Here is a 20679-nt window from a genome sequence, read left to right on the forward strand (position 1 = left end):
AAATTTTTCTAAATACAAAAATGCAAATTACATTAAATAGAACAGTATTTGACATATAACAACCGTTAAGGTATTGCTAAGGTAAAAAAAAAGACAACTGTTTCCAGTTGTCTTTTTAATATTATGTAGTAAAAAAATTAAGCTAGTTTAGCATCTAAATTTTCTTGTATCGCTGCTAAGAAAGCCTCGGTAGTCAAGTAATCTGCAGCAGTCAACCCTTCTGGTTTTACTAACATTGCTAAGTCTTTAGTCATTTTTCCGCTTTCAACAGTATCAATGCATACTTGTTCTAGAGTATGACAAAAATCAATTAAAGCTTGATTTTCGTCCAGTTTACCTCTGTGTTCCAATCCTCTTGTCCATGCAAAAATAGAGGCGATTGGGTTTGTTGATGTTGCTTTTCCTTGTTGGTGTTGTCTGTAGTGACGTGTAACTGTTCCGTGAGCCGCTTCTGCTTCTAGAGTTTTTCCATCAGGAGTAACTAATACTGAAGTCATTAATCCTAACGAACCAAAACCTTGTGCAACAGTGTCAGATTGAACATCACCGTCATAGTTTTTACACGCCCAAACAAAACCACCACTCCATTTCATTGCAGAGGCAACCATGTCATCGATCAAACGGTGTTCGTAAGCAATTCCTGCTTCAACGAATTGTGCTTTGTAGGTAGATTGATATACTTCTTCAAAAATATCTTTGAAACGTCCGTCATAGGCTTTCAAAATAGTATTTTTTGTAGAAAGATACAAAGGCCATTTTTTTGTCAAAGCCATTTGGAAAGAGGAATGTGCAAAACCGTAAATACTTTCATCCGTATTGTACATTGCCATTGCGACTCCGTCTCCTTTATAATCGTATACTTCCCAAGTTTGAGTTTCTCCTTCTTCAGGAACAAAAGTCATTGTTAGTTTCCCTTTTCCTTTGATAACAGTATCTGTAGCTTTGTATTGGTCTCCAAAAGCATGACGACCAATAACGATAGGCTGTGTCCAACCCGGTACTAAACGAGGTACGTTTTTCATGATAATTGGTTCACGGAAAACGGTTCCGCCTACAATATTACGGATGGTTCCGTTTGGAGATTTCCACATTTTTTTTAAACCAAATTCGGTAACACGGTCTTCATCAGGAGTAATTGTGGCACATTTAATACCAACATTGTATTTTTTTATTGCCTCAGCAGAGTCAATAGTGATTTGGTCATTACTAGCATCTCTGCTTTCCATTCCTAAATCGTAATATTTAATATCTAAATCTAAATAAGGAAGAATTAATTTTTCCTTGATAAAGGACCAAATAATTCGTGTCATTTCGTCACCATCCAATTCAACTACCGGATTAGCTACTTTAATTTTTGTCATAATGTATTGATATATGTAATTCTTATTTTTTAAATTTAGCTACAAATGTAATAAAACGTTATCGTAAAAGAAAATGCGTTTTCATTTGTTTAAAATGAATTGTCAAATTATTACTTTAGGATGGTCAAAATAAGAATATGGAAAATATATTCCTTATTTCTTGTCAAAAAATAAGTGCTTCAAATGCATTCAATTTTAATAAAATTGGTAGAATAGTATTGAATAGCTTGACTTTAAACCAAAAAAAAATCCTGACAACGTCAGGACTTTTATAATAAAGAGATATTTGACTATCTTCTTTTGTCTTTAATTTTAGCTTTTTTACCAGTAAGTTCTCTGAAGTAGAAAATTCTAGCTCTACGAACTGCACCTTTTTTGTTGATTTCCACTTTTTGTAAAGCTGGTAAGTTTACTGGGAAGATACGCTCTACACCAATAGCACCTGACATTTTGCGAATCGTGAACGTTTCTGTATTAGCAGAACCTCTTCTTTGAATAACAACTCCTTTAAAAAACTGAGTTCTTGTTTTTTCACCCTCTCTAATCTCGTAGTAAACAGTGATAGTATCTCCAGCTGCAAAAACTGGGAAATCTTTTCTTGTTACAAATTCGTCTTGAACGAATTTCATTAAATCTGCCATGATATTTTTTAATTATGGTTTGTATTAAGTCAACATTCACGGATCTCGCCAGAGGTTGAGCTAATGTGGGTGCAAAAGTAAATAAAAAAGTTTAAAGTTTAAAGTTTTTCTTGTTTAAAGTTTAGAAGTTCTTGAATGCCACCTTTAAACCTTAAACTTCAAACAAATTTTAATCTTCCAACAAATCCGGTCGTCTGTTCTTCGTGTGTTCGTAGGCCATATCCTCGCGCCATTTGTCAATTTTGGCAAAATTCCCGCTGGTCAAAACCTCCGGAACTTTCCATCCGTTGTAATCTGCCGGACGAGTGTATATAGGACCTGATAATAATCCGTCCTGAAAACTATCCGTCAATGCGGAGGTTTCATCACTCAAAACACCAGGAATCAATCGGATCAATGCATCTGATAATACTAATGCGCCTAATTCACCACCACTCAAAACGTAATCACCAATAGAGATTTCCTTGGTAATAAAATGATCGCGTACCCGCTGATCTACTCCTTTATAATGTCCGCAAAGGATAATAATATTTTCATACATTGACATCGTATTGGCCATTTTCTGGTTTAGGGTTTCCCCGTCCGGCGACATGTAAATGATTTCATCGTAGGCTCTCTCGCTTTTCAAATGCGTAATACAGGCGTCGATAGGCTGTACGGTCATCACCATTCCGGCGCCACCGCCATAGGGATAATCATCTACGCTTTTTTGTCTGTTGGTCGTGTAATCCCGCAGATTATGAAAATGAACTTCCACCAGACCTTTGTCAATAGCTCGTTTCATGATCGAAGCCTCAAACGGACTTCGCAATAATTCTGGCAGAACAGTAACAATATCAATGCGCATAATTTTAAATCTTAGTTTGAAAAGGGCAAAGGTACAAAGATGCCAAGGTTTTCAAATAACCATTTAACCAATTCAGCGATTAAACTTTTCTTCAGGAGCTATTTCCAGCTTTACACTGTATCTTTCCTTGCTTAAAGAAAGCAAGAAAAGGATGCCGTTTCAATCTGGGCTAGGTGTTTGTCAAAATAGGATGTTTTAATTAATAATTGTATCAAACAAAGCAGCAGTATTTTTTTATGGTGCTTTCTAAACGCTATCATAAAGGAAATATTTGTTAAACATTGCGTTTAAAGGTTTGAAAATGAACGTTTGAAAATGAACGTTTGAATTCGTGTGTTGTAAGCTCTATTTGAAGGGGGTTATTATGCTTTGAATTAGTAAACCCAACGAGTTACTTCTTTGTATCAAACGCTAGCAATTTTAAAACCTGTTATAAAACCAAACTTTATCTTTCAACGTATATAAACTAATATTTAATTATACAGTTTGCGGCGATGGGTAAAAAAATAGATAAATGGATTTATGTTTCTTTAGTTGTATTGTTTTTTACTAAATCATTTTCTCAATATGAATTCAGTAATGGAACTATACCCAAAGAAGTTTCATTGCACAATTACACTACAGTTGCAGATGTCGGTCAAAGAAATCTAGATATTCACTATGTTCTTGCCAACTTTAATTCATTTAATCCTAAAAAACTTCAAACTAAAAATGATGATTTAGGTTTTTCTCAAAATAATTTTTGGTCAAAAACGGAGCTTATAAACGCTAGTGATCGGACTTTGAATTATTATTTAGAAACGGCCAGACCTATAACGGATTTAGTAGAATTGTATTTTATTGATAGCACTTCGGGGAAAATTACCAAAATGGTAAGCGGTGATAATATGCCCTTTTCTGAGCGAAGTTTTGATAATCGTAAAACTATTTTTAAGATTAAAATTTTGCCAAATTCGAGGCAGCAATTATTTTTGCATCTAAAAAGTGATGGTGAAGTTGTCAACATGCCGGTCATGTTGTACTCTTCAGAAAACTTTATAAAGTTGATTTCAAACGAGCAGTTGTTTTTTGGTATATTCTATGGTATTCTGGCCATTGTTTCTATTATTTATTTATTCTTCTATTTTGCCTTACGCCAAAAAGCATTTTTATATTATAGTTTATATGTTGTTTTTATCGGCTTAATGCAGTTCTCTTTAGATGGTTATTTTTATGAGTTAATTACCCCTAAAGGCGGTTGGTTTTCGCTTCGTGCAGTGTTGCTTTTTGCGATGATTGCAGGTTTTTTGCTGGGCAAATACAGTGAAGTTTTTTTGAATATCAAAAAACATAATAAAATACTTTACTTTTTGTTTACTGTTCTTTATTTTTTAGCTTTTGTTTTAATTGTATGTATTTTATTTGTTCCTAAGGCTTTAGCTTTGTGTTATCCATTGGCAAACGTGCTGGGATTGCTGATTCTTATCTTGATTATAAGTTCTGTCGTGTATCTGTATTGTAAAAAAATACATGTAGATGGTTTTTTTACAATGGGTATTTTCTTTTTGGTGCTCGGCTTTGGCATTTTTATTCTCAATAACTTCAGTCAAATTCCCAATTCGTTTCTAACAGATAACAGCTCTAAATTAGGTACTGGTTTGGAAGTTATTTTTCTTTCCCTTTCTATGGCTAATTTGATTCGGAATCTTAAAAATGAAAAAGACAACCTCAATCGTCTTGCTTTGATTCGTTCTGAAGAAATGAATGATTTGAAATCTTATTTTTTATCCAATATTAGTCATGAATTACGTACTCCATTGAATGCTATTATGAATTTGATTGAGTCAATTTCTAATGAAGTTGAAGATGATACGATCAAACATAAATGCAAAATCATAAAGTATTCTTCGTATAGTTTATTGAGTTCGGTCAATGATATTCTTGATTTTTCTAAAATTGAAAAAGGGGAATTAAAACTGGAAAACAATCCATTTGATCCCGTACAGGTTTTAGAGTATTTAAATAATAATGCGATCAATATAGCGAATGAAAAGGGACTTGAGTTTCAATTTTCGAAATCAAAGAATATTCCTGATTTTTTGATTGGAGATGCTAATCGATTGGTTCAGATCGTTAATAATGTATTAAGTAATGCCATTAAATTCACCTTAAAAGGGTGTGTGAAGTTTACTATTGATGCGGAATTATTGCCCGGCAACAGGGCGAGCTTGATATTGACCATTTCAGATTCCGGGGTGGGGATTTCTCCTGATAAAAGGGAACGTATTTTTGATTCTTTTTATCAAAAGAGTAGTGATAATAAGAAAAAATTCAGCGGACTTGGATTAGGACTTTATATCGTGAAAACATTGGTAGATATGCAAAACGGAAGTATTAAAATGGATAGCGTGATTAATGTGGGAACCACCTGTGTCATGACGATTGATTTTGAGGTCTCTGAACAAAAAAAAGGCATAGGAACAACTGCTAAAATGGGAATTGAAAATGATTTAGAAGGGAAATCCATTTTAGTAGTTGAAGACAATCCTATAAACCAGATGGTGATCAAAATGATTACTAAAAAATGGTTGAATACCACAGTTATGTTTGCTAATAATGGTCAGGAAGGGATAATGGCATTGATTAAAAATCAATTTGATATTGTACTGATGGACCTTCAAATGCCAGTGATGGATGGTTATGAAGCTACAATTGCAATAAGAAATGGAGCAGCAGGTATACACAATAGTCATATTCCTATTATTGCTGTAACAGCGGATGTCATGGAGGCCACAAAACAGCGGGTTAAGGAAATAGGAATGAATGATTATTTGTCTAAACCAATCAAAAAAGAAGTGCTATATGAGGCAATCAAAAAATTAGTTAACTAAATCGCAATCGTACATAAACGTGTTTGATTCCTTTTTTATCGGAGTCTCTTTCGTCAATTTCCAGAATATCGGTCAATGATTTCAACATTGGAGTTAATTTAGAAAAGCCATAATTTCTAGGATCAAACTCTGGTTTTTTCTTCACAATAAGATTTCCTACGTCACCGAGAAATGCCCATCCACTGTCATCACCTATGTCTTCAATGGTTGATTCTATTAATTCAATGGTGTGCAAATCAATTTTGTTCAACGTTTTTGGGGCAACTTTTTTAGGATCAGTGGCCGTTGGTTTTTTTGTTTTTTTCTTGATTGCGCCATCCAGAACCTCAATATAGATGAAGCGATCACAGGCAACAATAAATGAATTGGGCGTTTTTTGCTCTCCAATACCAATTACTTTCATACCGGATTCTCTAAGCCTAATTGCTAAACGGGTAAAATCAGAATCACTGGATACAATACAAAAACCATCCACTTTGTCAGAATATAATAGATCCATTGCGTCAATAATCATCGCTGAATCTGAGGAGTTTTTTCCTACAGTATAGCTGTATTGTTGAATAGGCGTAATGGCATGCTCTAATAAAACACTTTTCCATCCACCAGCATTAGGTTTCGTCCAATCAGCATAAATACGTTTGGTGGTTGGTGTGCCAAATTTAGCAATTTCTTCCATCATTCCTTTTACATTGCTGTAGGGAACATTATCAGCATCAATTAGAACCGCTAATTTTAACTCTTTTGTGTCCTGTGCCATAAACTTTAGTATTGAAATATTTATTCAAAGATACAATGTTTATTGATAAAACGATTTTGAATCAAAATCGTTTCAAAGTTTTGTGAGATATACTTTTTGTTGTGTTATTAGCAGGAATGAAGCATTTTTTTTTAGATAATGTAACAGATATCGCATATAGTAGGAAATTGTCAGGAATTATCGTTGTAATAAACTAAAAATAAATTTGTTTTCAAGTCCTTTATAAAATATAAATAATTATTTTTGCAACTTCTTAAAAATTAAAATTATTACTTAATATATTATGGTAAAAGATTTATTCGAAAGGATTCAAAACAATAAAGGACCATTAGGAAAATGGGCTTCACAAGCGGAAGGTTATTTTGTTTTTCCTAAATTAGAAGGTGAGTTAGGTCCAAGAATGCAGTTTGATGGGAAAGATATTTTGAATTGGAGTTTAAATGACTACTTGGGTCTTGCTAATCACCCGGAAGTACGGAAGGCAGATGCTGATGCGGCTGCACAATATGGAGCAGCTTACCCTATGGGAGCCCGAATGATGAGTGGACATACCAAATATCATGAGCAATTAGAAAATGAATTAGCTGCTTTTGTAAGCAAAGAGTCAGCATATTTATTGAATTTTGGCTACCAAGGAATTATGTCTACAATTGATGCATTAGTAACTAAAAATGATGTAATTGTGTATGATGTTGATGCACATGCTTGTATTATTGATGGTGTTCGTTTGCACATGGGAAAACGTTTTACATACCGTCATAACGATCTTGCAAGTATGGAAAAAAACCTGCAACGCGCCACAAAATTAGCTAAAGTAACTGGAGGAGGAATCCTTTTTATAACGGAAGGCGTTTTTGGAATGCGTGGACAGCAAGGAAAATTGAGAGAGATTGTGGACATGAAACAAAAATATAATTTCCGTTTGCTTGTTGATGATGCACATGGATTTGGAACACTTGGAAAAACAGGTGCCGGAGCAGGTGAAGAGCAAGGAGTTCAGGATGATATTGATGTTTATTTTTCCACTTTTGCTAAATCAATGGCTAATATTGGTGCTTTTGTAGCTGCGGATAAAGACATTATCGATTATCTTAAATACAACATGCGTTCTCAAATGTTCGCTAAGTCCTTGCCAATGATTCAAACAATTGGTTCTTTGAAACGATTGGAATTGTTGCGTAATCACCCAGAATTGAAAGACAAACTTTGGGAGAATGTTAATGCATTACAAAACGGATTACGAACCAGAAACTTTAATATTGGAGACACAAACACATGTGTTACTCCTGTTTATTTAGAAGGCAGTGTTCCGGAAGCTATGGTTATGGTGAACGATTTGAGAGAGAATTACGGAATTTTCCTTTCGATTGTAATTTATCCTGTTATTCCAAAAGGAATTATCTTATTGAGAATGATACCTACAACCTCACATGAATTATCAGATATTGAGGAAACACTAGTTGCTTTTGAAGCCATTCGTGAAAAATTAGTAAATGGAACCTATAAAGAGATTGCAAGTAAAACAAAAGTTGATTTAGACGCTTAGTCTTATAAAATAAGTTATTCTAATCCATCCTGCTTTCTTTAGCAGGATGGATTTTTTTTATACTTAAAAAGAAGTGATATCTTTATACAACAAAAAACAAAGGGTATGAAAAAAGGGATTGTATTGGGTGTCATTTTTTTTAGTTTTTTAATTTCATGTCATAAAAGTAAACAGCTGGAAGAAGCCGCAAGTCCAAATGTTTCTATAGAAAAGGATGTTAAAGAGTCTATTCTGGAAGAATGTTACACCGGCGTTATAAAGAATGATACCATTTCTATGATTTTGAAAATAGAAAATGAGCAATATGTTTCAGGAAAATTAAGGTATAATTTCTATGAAAAAGATAAAAATAATGGGACATTAGTAGGAGAAATAAAAGGAGATACGCTTTATGCAGCGTATACCTTCATGTCCGAAGGGCTTATGACTGTACGGCAAGTTGTTTTCTTAAAAAAAGGGAATACTTATGTGGAAGGTTATGGTGATGTGGTTGATAATAAAGGAAAAGTAACGTTTAAAGATAGAAAGCAATTAAAATTTAATGTAAGTGTGGTGTTGTCAAAAGTAAATTGTATCCTTTGATTTATAATTTCCTTTTAAGAATTTAGCATGCAGGCATTTAAAACTAAAAATTCATCAGCAAAACTGATGAATTTTTTTAATTCAATACTTGTCAAATACTACAATTCTAACCGATACGTGCATCTTCGTTTGTGAATTAATGGATTAAAATGTTTCCACAAGTTTAGACTGGGAGCATTATCAGCTAATTCAGGGGTTCTAAAACAATTAACAATCCCTTTTTTTCGGAAAGTTTCATAGTATTCTTTAAAAATAATTGCGGTAACGGCTTTGTTTTGATATTCCGGCAATACGCCTATCAGATAGAAAATGACATCTTTGCTGTATTTTTTTGCCAATAGTAAATGTAGAAATCCAAGCGGGAATAATTTCCCTTTGGATTTTTGTACTGCCTTTGCAAAAGAAGGCATCACAATGCTAAAGGCCACGATGTTATGATCTTTGTCTTCTACAAATTTTATAAATTCAGGATTGATAAAGCTGATGTATTTTTTCTTGAAATACTCTTTTTGAGTGTCGGAAATAGCAACAAATGACGATAGGGAAGCGTAGGATTTATTAAATAAATCAAACATTTTATCCACATGAGGCATGACCTCTTTAGTTGTTTTGAAATTAAGCGGACTTAACTGGTATCTTTTTTTGACTAAATCATTTGCTTTTTCAAAAAATTGTAGTTTTACGTTTTCAAAAGGAAATTTACTCTCAATATATTCTTTCTCTTTTACATAGCCCAATTGCTCAAAATGACGTGCATAATATTCATGGTTGTACCAAGTAATCATGGTTCCTATTTGGTCAAAACCTTCGGTCAGAATACCTACTTTGTCTAGATTTGAAAATCCCATCGGGCCTTCAACATGTTCTAAATTGTTTTTCCGTCCTAATTCATATACTTTTTCTAAAAGGGCTTTAGTTACCTCGATGTCATCAATGACGTCAAACCAGCCAAAACGCACTTTCTTTTTTTGCTGATCATTTACCTCACTCCAATTGATAATTGCCGTAATTCTGCCTACTATTTCGGTATTTCTTTTAGCAACATAAAAATAGGCTTCGGCAGTTTCAAAAGCGGGATTTTTTGTTTTATCAAATCCTTCCAGTTCTTCAGCAATTAATGGCGGAACCCAGTTCTTATTGTTTTTGTATAAAGAAAAAGGGAATTTGATAAAATCAGTTAATTCGCTTTTTGTTTTTGCTTCTTGTATGGTGATCATTGCGTAGGATTGATTCAATGTATAGTTACTGTTTTATTGAGGCACAAAACTACGAATATAATTAACTTATACATGAAAAAGTAAAAAAAGGCCATATTATTCCTTTGTGTGAAGGACTCGTATTTTAGGTTTTTATTGGTAAGGAATATGTCACGGATATTTCTATCACTATTGCTGTATTTGAGTTTGTCGATGAAGAGCTGGTTTTTCCTTGCGGATTGGCGTTGTATAAATAGTTAAAATAGTATATTTATAACTCAAAACTAAAACTAAGATTTTATGGAATTATCCTGGACTGAATTCGAAAAAGTAGAGATGCGTATAGGAACAATTCTGGCAGTGAATGATTTCCCCGAAGCGAGAAAACCAGCGTATCAGCTCACAATAGATTTTGGTTCCGAAATTGGAATCCGAAAAACATCCGCACAAATAACGAAACGGTACAGGAAAGAGGATTTGCTAGACCGACAGATTGTTGCCGTAGTCAATTTTCCTAAAAAACAAATTGGAAAATTTAGTAGTGAATGTTTAATTTTAGGAGCAGTTGGTCAGGAAGGGGACGTGATTTTACTGGCGCCGGATTTCAAAATTCAAAACGGATTGCGAATTGGCTAATTTGTGAAAGGAATTCTTGCAATCAACTGTAAATTAATTTTCTATAACAAAAAAGTCCAAAAATCAGATGGTTTTTGGACTTTTTTATTGGTAAGTAAGGAACTAAATATTAAATATCATCAAATTCTATATCGGTAAAAGTTGATGTTTGCGGTATGATTTCATCTTCTGATTTCTCAGAGGCATATTCTTTTTTGAAATCTTTTTGGTGTCTTTCTGATATTACTTCGTCGCCTTTGTGGTTCAAAACATAAGAAGTCATTTCGCCAAGAATTTCTGCAAAAGCAGCAAAATCTTCTTTGTATAAATAGATTTTATGTTTTTTGAAATGGAAAGATCCATCTTCTTCCGTAAATTTCTTGCTCTCAGTAATGGTAATGTAATAATCATCTGCTTTTGTCGCTCTCACATCAAAGAAATACGTTCTTCTTCCAGCTCTTAAAACTTTAGAAAATATCTCTTCTTTTTCTAACATGTCATGTTCTCTCATAATCCTTTCTGTCAATTTATGGTTGTTAACTAGTATCCAAAAATCTATAAAAAATATGTATTATACAACAATTATAGCATTTCTTTTTCTGAAAGTTGTTTCAAATACAAAGCAGCATAATACCCTTCTTGATTTATCAATTGATTATGAGAGCCTTGTTGGATAATTTGTCCTTTTTCGATAATGATAATTCGATCGGCATTTTTAGCTGATGATACGCGGTGACTCACTATAATAGTTGTTTTGTCCTTGCAGATTTCTTGCAAATTGTTTAATATCGCTTCTTCGGTCTCAGTATCCACTGCTGACAAGCAATCGTCCAAAAGTAAAATAGGGGGATTCTTAATAATTGCTCTGGCAATGGAAACTCTTTGTTTTTGACCTCCGGAAAGTGTAATTCCTCTTTCGCCCAGAACCGTTTCGTATTGTTTGTTGAAGCCCATAATGTTGTCATGTACCACAGCACTTTTGGCAGCAGATTTCACTTCCTCTTCTGAAGCATTTTCTTTCCCAAACATAATATTATTCTTGATACTGTCCGAAAACAAAAAGGCATCTTGTGGCACAATACCAATGCTGTTGCGTAAATCAAACAGATTAATGGTGCTTATTTCATTTCCGTCAATATTTATTTTCCCGGCTGTAACATCATACATTCTGGAAATCAACGATAAAATAGTCGATTTTCCGGAACCTGTTTTTCCTAAAATGGCTAAGGTTTCTCCTTTTTTTACTGTGAACGAAATATTTTGTAACGCTTTGATGTTAGTGTCCTCGTAGGTATAACTTACGTTTTCAAAAGAAATAGAACCTTCAATTATGGATTTGTTTTCGTTTTTGTTTTTTATCTCGGGTTCAATTTTCAAAAATTCATTTAACCTTTTTTGAGAGGCTTCGGCCTCCTGAACCATTGACGAAACCCAACCTAGTGAAGCCACGGGCCAGGTCAGCATGTTGACATATAGGATGAATTCAGCGATGGTTCCAATGCTTTTGATCGTTCCATCAATGTACATCAGACCACCAAAATAGATGACCACTAAGTTACTGATTCCTATAAGGGCAAGCATTAATGGTCCAAATAAAGATTGTACTTTGGCTAAATTCAAGCTTTTGCTTTTGCTCTCATGGGCTAAATTCACCATGTTTTTTTGGTGTTGATCTTCTAATGAATATGCTTTGATCACTCGGATTCCTGAAAATATCTCCTGTGAAAAACTAGAAACTTTAGATAAATATTGTTGAAAAATAGTGCTTCTTACGTTGATTTCGGAACTAAGTTTAAAAATGGCATAGGACAATAGCGGCAAAGGCAGCAAGGTATACAGAGTCAATCTTGGCGATACGTTATACATATACACAATTACAATAGCAAAACGAATTACGGTATTTATAGTATACATCACCGCAGGACCTACATACATTCTGACCTTGGATACATCTTCGCTGATTCGGTTCATCAAATCGCCGGTACGATTTTGTTTGTAAAAATTTTGAGATAAATTCTCATATTGCCGAAACACTTCGTTTTTTAGATCAAATTCGATGTGGCGCGACATCACGATTAGGGTTTGTCTCATCAAAAAAGTAAGAAAACCAGCAATGATTGTTGTGGCAATAATTAGTAAAATATTCGCAACTAATTCCTCGTGAATGACTGATTTGGCTACGGTTTTATCTTTGGCGAAAGCCTCAATTACCTTAAAAGACTTGCTGATCAGCTTGGGTGTAAAAAGCATAAAGATCTGTGCAATAATGGTAAAAACAATCCCCAGTAAAAAACTGTATTTGTATTTGACGAAATATTTATTTAAATAACGTAATTCTTTCATTTTTATGATATTCTATGTTGAAATAGTTTTATTGATGGTGTAAAATTTTTCTTTTAGTAATTTTAATAATAATTTTTCGATTGTGTAAATTGCTGAATAAACAATTTTTATATAAGATGTTACCGCATATTTATTTTTTGTGTAATTTTGGATCGTCTTTTTGACAAATTCATAATTTTATCATTATAAAAATTTCACACTATGAATGCAGCTTTCACTACTGTAAAGGAACTTCAAAAAATGGATCCCGTTTTTGGTCAATTATCATTTGATGATCATGAACAAATTGTATTTTGCAACGACAAAGATACAGGTTTAAAAGCAATTATTGGTATTCATAATTCGGTTATGGGTCCTGCTTTGGGTGGTACGCGGATGTATAATTACGCGAATGAATGGGAAGCCCTAAACGACGTACTGCGACTTTCACGCGGAATGACTTTTAAAGCAGCAATTACAGGATTGAATATTGGTGGCGGTAAAGCGGTGATTATTGGCGATGCCAAAACACAAAAAACCCCGGAGTTGATGCGTAAATTTGGTGAATTCGTACATTCTTTAAGCGGACGATATATTACTGCTGAAGATGTGGGAATGGAAACTAAAGATATGGATACCGTAAGAGATGTAACGCCGTATGTTACTGGAATTTCTGAATCAAGAGGTGGTTCCGGAAACCCATCACCTGTTACGGCTTACGGAGTATATTTAGGCATGAAAGCGGCTGCAAAACAACAATTTGGGTCGGATGTTTTGAGTGGTAAGAAAGTATTGGTACAAGGAATTGGTCACGTTGGCGAAACATTAGTTGATTACTTGACTAAAGAAGGAGCTATTGTCACCATTGCTGATATCAATGAAGAAAAACTGAATGAAGTAGGAGCGAAGTACCATGCAGCAATTTTCAGAGGAGACGATTTGTACAGTGCTGATGTTGATATTTACGCGCCTTGTGCCATGGGAGCAACTTTAAATGACAATACTGTTTATAAAATTAAAGCCAAAGTTATTGCAGGAGCTGCTAATAATCAATTAGCGGATGAGAATGTTCACGGAGCAATTCTGCAAGAAAGAGGCATTTTATATGCGCCTGATTTTTTGATTAATGCCGGAGGAATTATTAATGTGTATGCTGAATTAGCACATTATGACAAAGCGGAGATCATGCGTAAAACAGAAAATATTTACAACACAACCTTAGAAATATTTGATTTTGCCCTTGCAAACAACATGACAACGCATCATGCGGCTTTGACGATTGCTCAAAATCGCATCTATCAAAGAAAAATAGAAAACAATAAAAAGTAGTTTTCAAGGCTCAGTTTTCAGTATTCAGCGAACATTTTTGTACCATTCACTGAATACTGTTGATTGAATGCAATAAAATAACCGATTATATATTTTATTTTAAAAAATGAAATACTTATTTTTGCACCCTAATTAATAAAAGTTCTTACAAGGTGGTAAATAGAAGACACATTCGCGTCAAGGTTATGCAATCCATTTATGCGATGCATCAAAGCGGTTCAGATAATCTGGAAAAAGAAGAAAAATTCCTTTTTTACAGTATCGACAATATTCAAGATTTATATCTTATAATGCTTTCTTCGCTGATTGAAATTTGCAAAACAGAAACTATTTTTTTGCATAAATCCAGTTTGAAACATCTTGCAACTCCTGAGGAACGTAAACCAAACGAAAAATTCATCAAAAATAGAATTTTTCAAATTCTTTCCGAAAATAATTCATTAAGTATCGCGCTGGAAAACCGTAAAATCAATAATTGGACGTTAAACGACGATTATATTTTATTGCTTTTGAATGATATTAAAGCCAGCACATTGTATGCACAATACATGAATAATGCGGTGAACACCTTTGAGGAAGATCGACAGTTTATTGTTGATTTATTCATGGATGTAATTGTGCCTAACGAGAAATTGTATGAGTATCTGGAAGATGACAAATTGACTTGGGTGGATGATATTCCGTTAGTAAACACACATATTATCAAGCAATTGAAGGTAATCAAATCTGGTGAAGATGATAATTTCAGAGTGCCAAAGTTATATAAAGACAATGAAGATAAGGATTTCGTGAAAGACTTGTTCCGAAAAACAGTCTTGAATGAAACGGAATTAGCCAAGGAATACGTGGATAAAACGCCCAACTGGGACAGTGATAGGATTGCCGAAATAGATACTATCATTCTAAAAATGGCTATTTGTGAGTTCTTGAAATTCCCATCGATTCCCGTAAAAGTAACTCTTAACGAATATTTAGAGGTTGCCAAAGAATATTCTACTCCAAAAAGTAGTATTTTTATCAACGGAATTTTAGACAATTTAGTAAAAGAGCTTCAGACCAGCAAAAGAATTATTAAAGCCGGTCGTGGTTTAATGTAATAATTAACAAATAAAAATAAAATTATGGAACAATTAACTCAATTTGCACCCTTTATATTAATGTTTGTGGTGATCTATTTCTTCATGATTAGACCGCAACAAAAAAGAGCGAAAAATGAAAAAGAATTTGAAAGCACACTTAAAGTAGGTGATAAAATCATTACAAAAAGTGGTCTTCACGGAAAAGTTTCTGAACTAGCGGATACAACGGTTGTTGTAGAGACGATGTCAGGAAAATTAAAAATGGAGCGTTCTGCTATTTCTATGGAAATGAGTGCAGTATTGAACAAAAAATAATTTTTGGTTTAAGAAATTAAAAAAGTCCCAACCGGTTTCGGATTGGGACTTTTTTGGATAAAAAATAATCGGATTATTTTTTGTTTTTCTTTGCTTTCTTTGCTTTTTTAGATTTTGCTTTTGCTTTCTTCGCTTTTATCTTGGCTTTTACTTTTGCTTTTTTTGCTTTATCCTTTTTTGCTTTTTTTGCCTTTTTTGCTTTTGCTTTCGCTTTTTGCTTTGCTTTCTCTTTTGCGTCAGCTTTTTTAGCCTTTTTCTTGTCTTTGTCTTTCATGTCTTTGTCTTTCATTTTTAACTTCTTTTTAAGATCTTTTGTATCGTCCTTTTTATTTAGAACTTCCACAGTTGTATCGTCTTTGTCTTCTACTGAAATTTCTATGGTTTCTTCTATTGTTTCAGTTATTACTACTTCATTAAGTGGTACTATAGTTTCTTCAGAAGGTTTGATAACTTTGTTTTTGGGTGCCCTTACGGGTTTATCAATTTCAGGCTTTACGGAAGTAGGTACTGTAGGATTTTCTTTTTTTTGTATCATAGTGTGTATTATTAGTGTCGTTTTTGATTTTATTAAAAACTTAAAAAAAATGGCTCAATGTTAATAAATGGTTAAGTAATTGTTAGTAAATATAGTGATTTAATTTATTTTCGAATGTTAAGCTTTTCAATATTCTAAATTGGAAGTTTCAAGTATACCAAAAATAGAGGTAGGAGACAATTGTTGATGAAAGACTATAAGTAAGATTTTAGAGACATTTACTCTGAATGATTTGTAGTGAATGTTCTTTTCTTAGTGTTTTTTAAATTAAAAAGTCCCAATCTGAGTTCTTCGAAATGGGACTTAATGTCATCCATATTTGTCATTAAGACTAATATTTTCTGATAGTATTCGTATTCTTTTTTTAATACCGGAACGTTTAATTTCGTCTCGTTTTGCTGTTTTAAGATATGCTAAGAATTCGTATTGTTTGCAAGGATAGAATTTCTGAAATACTGCTGCTAATTCTGTTGTGGCAATAATTAATTTGAGAAATTATAATTAGGCATACCAATTATTATTTTTATCCCAAGAATAGGTATTGATTTTTGAATATTCTAAATTAGGCTTATTTTATAATTGAATCTCCTAATGCTGTTAGCTCAGCAATTTTCACGATTACTTCAACTGCTTTTTGCATGCTTTCAGCAGGAACGTATTCATATTTTCCGTGAAAGTTGTGTCCTCCTGCAAATATATTAGGACATGGCAATCCTTTATAGGACAATTGTGAACCGTCTGTTCCGCCACGAATAGGCTTAATAAGCGGTTTGATTCCTATTTCTTTCATTGCTTTTTCAGCAATATCTACAATGTGTTTTACAGGCAGAACCTTTTCTTTCATATTGTAATATTGATCTTTAATCTCAGTGATAACTATGTCTTCACCAAATTGTTTTGCAAATTTCTTATTGATTTTTCGAACAATTTTCTCGATTAATTCTTTACGCCTTTCGAACTTTTTCTTGTTATGATCCCGAATAATAAGTTCTAAAACGGTTTCTTCGATGCTTCCTGTTATGTGATGCACGTGAAAGAAACCTTCGTATCCTTTAGTTTCTTCAGGTGTTTCTCCGGAGGGGAGTTCATTGATAAAATCATTGGCAATCAGCATAGAGTTGATCATTTTCCCTTTGGCATAACCAGGATGTACGCTTTTGCCTTTGAAAGTGATTTTGGCGCCAGCTGCATTAAAATTTTCATACTCTAATTCGCCTACCTGGCTACCATCCATAGTATACGCCCATTCAGCTCCAAATTTATCTACATCAAAATGGTGGGCACCACGACCAATTTCTTCGTCTGGTGTGAAGCCAATTCGTATTTTTCCGTGTTTGATTTCCGGGTTATTGATCAGAAACTCCATTGCGGTAACAATCTCTGTAATTCCGGCTTTGTCATCAGCTCCTAGTAATGTTGTGCCATCTGTAGTGATTAGTGTTTGTCCTTTATACTGCAGTAAATCTTTGAAATAACTCGGGGATAATACAATGTTTTTATCTGGATTTAATACAATATCTTTTCCATCATAATTGCGCACAATTTGAGGTTTTACATTGGCTCCACAAAAATCCGGAGAAGTGTCAAAATGAGAAATAAACCCTATGATTGGCACTTCATGAGCCACATTACTGGGCAAAGTAGCCATAATATATGATTTGTCATCTATTGTTACGTCTTGCATTCCTATAGCTTTTAATTCGTCAACCAGTTTATGGGCTAAAGTCCATTGTTTTTGGGTGCTTGGAGTAGTTTCTGAGTTTGAATCAGATTCGGTATCAATAATTACATAACTGATAAAACGGTCTATGATATGTTGCATTTTTCTTTGTTTTATGCAAATATAATCATTTTTTAAGGAGCATTTTTAAGTAAATGTTGGTGTGAATTTTGTTTGATTTAATCTTTTGAAATAACAATGCCTGCACTATTATTTTTGTGTCGGTATAGGCAAATAATTAACGATTATATTTTTGCCATTGGTATATCAGCGTTAAAACAATCGCGGAAAAGTTTCTATTTTCCATTTTTTTTGTCCAAAGTCCCAGTGATTTTCCTCTATCAATATAGGTACTATTTTTATATAAAAGTTGGTGATTCCGTCTTTTATTAAACCACTAAAAATAGGAATTAGATTTTTTCGGACTACTATTGCTTTACTGTTGGGCATCATGAATTAAAAGCATTACAATTTGTAATTCCTGCCGAGTCACCATTTTTACGGATCAGTAACTCTAATACGCGTTGTACTCCCGGATATTTTTAGTAATCAAAATGATTTATATAAATTATTTTCTAAATATTTATTTATCGGTTAGATAATTCTATTTTTGTACTCCATAACAACGCACCCATGTACAAATTACTTTTACGTCCCATACTTTTTTGGTTTGATCCTGAAAAAGTGCACTATTTTACTTTTTCATTAATTCACTTTTTGTCTAAAATCCCAGGGTTTTCTTCTCTTTTTAAATTGCTTTATGAAGTCAAGGATCCCCGATTAGAAACAGAAGTTTTTGGACTAAAATTTAAAAATCCCGTAGGACTTGCGGCTGGGTTTGATAAAGACGCCAAGTTGTATAAAGAATTGTCCAGCTTTGGTTTTGGTTTTATCGAAATAGGAACACTTACCCCAAAAGGGCAGGAAGGAAACCCTAAAGAACGCTTGTTTCGTTTGAAAGAAGACAGCGCCATTATTAACCGAATGGGTTTCAACAACAGTGGAGTTCAAGAAGCGGTGGAACGATTAAAAAAAAATAAAGGTATTTTGATAGGTGGAAACATTGGAAAAAATAAGTTGACACCAAACGAAGAAGCGACTTCAGATTATGAAATATGTTTTGACGCTTTGTATGATTATGTGGACTATTTTGTAGTGAATGTGAGTTCGCCAAACACGCCAAATCTCCGTGCTTTGCAAGACAAAGAGCCATTGACGCAACTGTTGCAAACGTTGCAGAATAAGAATTTGGCAAAGCCAAAGCAAAAGCCAATTCTGCTGAAAATTGCTCCTGATTTGACAGATGAGCAGTTACTTGACATTATTGCTATTATAAAGGAAACTAAAATCGCGGGCGTTATTGCTACTAATACTACAATTTCCCGTGAAGGATTGCAATCCGAAAATAAAGCCGAATTAGGGGGTTTGTCAGGAAAACCATTATCAAAACGGTCTACTGAAGTAATCCGTTTTTTAGCTGAGAAAAGCAATAAAGCCTTCCCGATTATTGGAGTAGGGGGAATTCATTCAGCCGAAGATGCAATAGAAAAATTAGACGCCGGTGCAAGTTTAATTCAGTTGTATACCGGTTTTATTTATGAAGGACCAGCTTTAGTGAAAGCCATAAATATGAAAATTTTAGAAAAATTCTAATATCCCATATTGTACTAAAAGCCCTGTCAATAAAGCAATTCCAAAACTTAATAAGGTTCCGATAAGAACATATTCAGTAAGTTTTCGGTCCTTGGCTTCTTTTAAATCTCCAAAACGGAAGATAGATTTTGCAGCCAATAGAAAACCGATGGCTTCAAAATGGGCACTAATTACAAAGTAAAAAACAAATAAGCGTTCTAATATTCCAATATAATTTCCAGCATTGGATAGAGAATCATCGTTTTTTTTGTTTTCTGGAGTCCAAATCGAAATGATATTTTTTATCAGTATCGATGTAGGTTGTGTCAGTAAAAGTATTCCGGTTGCAAAGATCCAAAATTGATTGTCATATGATGCAAAATCGATACGGTCGTTATTGTAAAATAGTGTAATTGCTATGAGCACGATAAGATGTAAAAGTTGGTCAATTAGGAACCAATTGCGTTTTGTTTTGTCTTTTTGAACGTGTAATTTCATAAAATCAATTCCTCCATGTGTTACCGCTAGTACAGTCGCAAACCAAACAAAATTAGCCTTACCAATTAAAATCCAAGCCAGAAAAAAGTGAATAAACGTGTGGATATAAAGATAAATACTTTTATGTTTCCTGTTTTCTTTATCTAAAACCCAAGATGTGGGTTGCAACAAAAAATCACCAAGTAAATGGGCCAATAGTAGTTTTACAAAAATAATCATACACGGAGGTTTTTAATTTTTTTCCGAAAATGATTATCCAATTCCAATACCAAATCAAATTGTGCTCGTTTTCGTCTCCGACTTACAGCGGCTTGATTGATACCTAATTTTGTGCCTATTTCTTCTTGAGAAAGCATTTTGTTTGCCATAGAAACCACAATAAATTCAGCCGATTGCGCCAGCCAATTGTCCATAAAGGTCAATCCTAAACGCAGCATTAAATTTATTTCAGTATCTAAATCGCTAGTGCCGGAATTAATGACTAAGGTCGTTTTTAGTTTTTTTAAAGTTTCAAAAAGTTCCCCGGATCGAACGAATGCAGTTCCGTTACTTTCGGAAATTGTTGCTCCAGAATAGGTTTTATCACCAAAACCAATACTCATTCTCGCATCGAGTTTCAGCGTTTTTAGATACGCCTTAATTTGTAAAGCTGTGAGTAGTGCTTCTTCAGGATTTGTAATTTCTATTTGAAATTCGTCACCCCGATAAATTTCCCATTCACTCGGATTTTTACCTTTGGTATTCAATAGCTCTTTCAAGCCGTCAATCCATATTGCAGAAGGTAGTTGTCTCGAATTAATAATGTCTCCTGTGATTATACTTATCATATTTCAA

Annotated in this window: 19 protein-coding genes; 8 read left to right on the forward strand and 11 right to left on the reverse strand. The window is 33.7% G+C overall.

Annotated features, from left to right (window positions below; genetic code table 11):
* Positions 1–137: 137 nt before the first annotated feature.
* The 3 genes from EKL95_RS14120 to trmD form a co-directional block, all read right to left on the reverse strand.
* Entirely contained in the window at positions 138–1361 is a 1224-nt protein-coding gene (locus EKL95_RS14120) for an isocitrate dehydrogenase (NADP(+)) (protein WP_126460212.1), read from the reverse strand.
* A 290-nt stretch (positions 1362–1651) separates the two neighbouring features.
* Positions 1652–2002 (reverse strand): 50S ribosomal protein L19, encoded by a 351-nt coding sequence (gene rplS, locus EKL95_RS14125; RefSeq protein WP_126454599.1) that lies wholly within the window; start codon positions 2000–2002, stop codon positions 1652–1654.
* 169 nt (positions 2003–2171) lie between these two features.
* Complete coding sequence (gene trmD, locus EKL95_RS14130; protein ID WP_126460215.1) at positions 2172–2849, reverse strand: tRNA (guanosine(37)-N1)-methyltransferase TrmD; 678 nt, start codon at positions 2847–2849, stop codon at positions 2172–2174.
* A 494-nt stretch (positions 2850–3343) separates the two neighbouring features.
* Between trmD and EKL95_RS14135 the strand changes: the two genes are divergently transcribed.
* On the forward strand, positions 3344–5719 hold the full coding sequence (locus EKL95_RS14135) for a hybrid sensor histidine kinase/response regulator (RefSeq protein ID WP_126564472.1): 2376 nt from the start codon (positions 3344–3346) through the stop codon (positions 5717–5719).
* Here the strand turns inward: EKL95_RS14135 and EKL95_RS14140 are convergent.
* A complete protein-coding gene (locus tag EKL95_RS14140) occupies positions 5712–6476 on the reverse strand; it encodes an NYN domain-containing protein (RefSeq protein ID WP_126454595.1) in 765 nt (254 codons plus the stop codon). The genes EKL95_RS14135 and EKL95_RS14140 overlap by 8 nt on opposite strands.
* Positions 6477–6759: 283 nt before the next feature.
* Between EKL95_RS14140 and EKL95_RS14145 the strand changes: the two genes are divergently transcribed.
* Both EKL95_RS14145 and EKL95_RS14150 read left to right on the forward strand, forming a co-directional pair.
* Positions 6760–8022 (forward strand): aminotransferase class I/II-fold pyridoxal phosphate-dependent enzyme, encoded by a 1263-nt coding sequence (locus tag EKL95_RS14145; protein WP_126460222.1) that lies wholly within the window; start codon positions 6760–6762, stop codon positions 8020–8022.
* A 105-nt stretch (positions 8023–8127) separates the two neighbouring features.
* Complete coding sequence (locus EKL95_RS14150; RefSeq protein ID WP_126564473.1) at positions 8128–8604, forward strand: hypothetical protein; 477 nt, start codon at positions 8128–8130, stop codon at positions 8602–8604.
* Between the two features lie 98 nt (positions 8605–8702).
* Here the strand turns inward: EKL95_RS14150 and EKL95_RS14155 are convergent, their stop codons facing one another.
* The gene (locus EKL95_RS14155; RefSeq protein WP_126564474.1) at positions 8703–9821 is read right to left on the reverse strand and encodes a GTP cyclohydrolase; all 1119 of its coding nucleotides are present in this window, start codon (positions 9819–9821) and stop codon (positions 8703–8705) included.
* A gap of 279 nt (positions 9822–10100) precedes the next feature.
* Between EKL95_RS14155 and EKL95_RS14160 the strand changes: the two genes are divergently transcribed.
* Positions 10101–10436 carry a tRNA-binding protein gene (locus EKL95_RS14160; RefSeq protein WP_126460231.1) on the forward strand — a complete coding sequence of 112 codons (336 nt, stop codon included), beginning with the start codon at positions 10101–10103 and terminating at the stop codon, positions 10434–10436.
* Between the two features lie 109 nt (positions 10437–10545).
* Here the strand turns inward: EKL95_RS14160 and EKL95_RS14165 are convergent, their stop codons facing one another.
* The gene (locus EKL95_RS14165; RefSeq protein WP_126460233.1) at positions 10546–10926 is read right to left on the reverse strand and encodes a PUR family DNA/RNA-binding protein; all 381 of its coding nucleotides are present in this window, start codon (positions 10924–10926) and stop codon (positions 10546–10548) included.
* Positions 10927–10997: 71 nt separating this feature from the next.
* The gene (locus tag EKL95_RS14170) at positions 10998–12758 is read right to left on the reverse strand and encodes an ABC transporter ATP-binding protein (RefSeq protein ID WP_126561946.1); all 1761 of its coding nucleotides are present in this window, start codon (positions 12756–12758) and stop codon (positions 10998–11000) included.
* A gap of 201 nt (positions 12759–12959) precedes the next feature.
* Between EKL95_RS14170 and EKL95_RS14175 the strand changes: the two genes are divergently transcribed.
* The 3 genes from EKL95_RS14175 to yajC all read left to right on the forward strand — a co-directional run bounded on the left by EKL95_RS14175 (position 12960) and on the right by yajC (position 15460).
* Positions 12960–14066, forward strand: coding sequence for a Glu/Leu/Phe/Val family dehydrogenase (locus tag EKL95_RS14175; protein WP_126460240.1), 1107 nt, complete (start codon positions 12960–12962; stop codon positions 14064–14066).
* 185 nt (positions 14067–14251) lie between these two features.
* A complete protein-coding gene (nusB, locus tag EKL95_RS14180; RefSeq protein ID WP_126564486.1) occupies positions 14252–15163 on the forward strand; it encodes a transcription antitermination factor NusB in 912 nt (303 codons plus the stop codon).
* 24 nt (positions 15164–15187) lie between these two features.
* Positions 15188–15460 (forward strand): preprotein translocase subunit YajC, encoded by a 273-nt coding sequence (yajC, locus tag EKL95_RS14185; RefSeq protein WP_126454584.1) that lies wholly within the window; start codon positions 15188–15190, stop codon positions 15458–15460.
* Between the two features lie 73 nt (positions 15461–15533).
* Here the strand turns inward: yajC and EKL95_RS15075 are convergent, their stop codons facing one another.
* Both EKL95_RS15075 and pepT read right to left on the reverse strand, forming a co-directional pair.
* Positions 15534–15995 carry a hypothetical protein gene (locus EKL95_RS15075; RefSeq protein WP_199736848.1) on the reverse strand — a complete coding sequence of 154 codons (462 nt, stop codon included), beginning with the start codon at positions 15993–15995 and terminating at the stop codon, positions 15534–15536.
* A 568-nt stretch (positions 15996–16563) separates the two neighbouring features.
* The gene (pepT, locus tag EKL95_RS14195; protein ID WP_126564475.1) at positions 16564–17817 is read right to left on the reverse strand and encodes a peptidase T; all 1254 of its coding nucleotides are present in this window, start codon (positions 17815–17817) and stop codon (positions 16564–16566) included.
* A 531-nt stretch (positions 17818–18348) separates the two neighbouring features.
* Here pepT and EKL95_RS14200 point away from each other — a divergent pair.
* Entirely contained in the window at positions 18349–19368 is a 1020-nt protein-coding gene (locus EKL95_RS14200; RefSeq protein ID WP_126564476.1) for a quinone-dependent dihydroorotate dehydrogenase, read from the forward strand.
* Here the strand turns inward: EKL95_RS14200 and EKL95_RS14205 are convergent.
* A complete protein-coding gene (locus EKL95_RS14205) occupies positions 19354–20064 on the reverse strand; it encodes a DUF3307 domain-containing protein (protein WP_126564477.1) in 711 nt (236 codons plus the stop codon). The genes EKL95_RS14200 and EKL95_RS14205 overlap by 15 nt on opposite strands.
* The gene (locus EKL95_RS14210) at positions 20061–20672 is read right to left on the reverse strand and encodes a hypothetical protein (protein ID WP_126564478.1); all 612 of its coding nucleotides are present in this window, start codon (positions 20670–20672) and stop codon (positions 20061–20063) included. The genes EKL95_RS14205 and EKL95_RS14210 overlap by 4 nt, the downstream gene beginning before the upstream one ends.
* Positions 20673–20679 lie beyond the last annotated feature (7 nt).

The organism is Flavobacterium sp. LB2P53, assembly GCF_003970305.1.
Taxonomy (GTDB): Bacteria; Bacteroidota; Bacteroidia; order Flavobacteriales; family Flavobacteriaceae; genus Flavobacterium.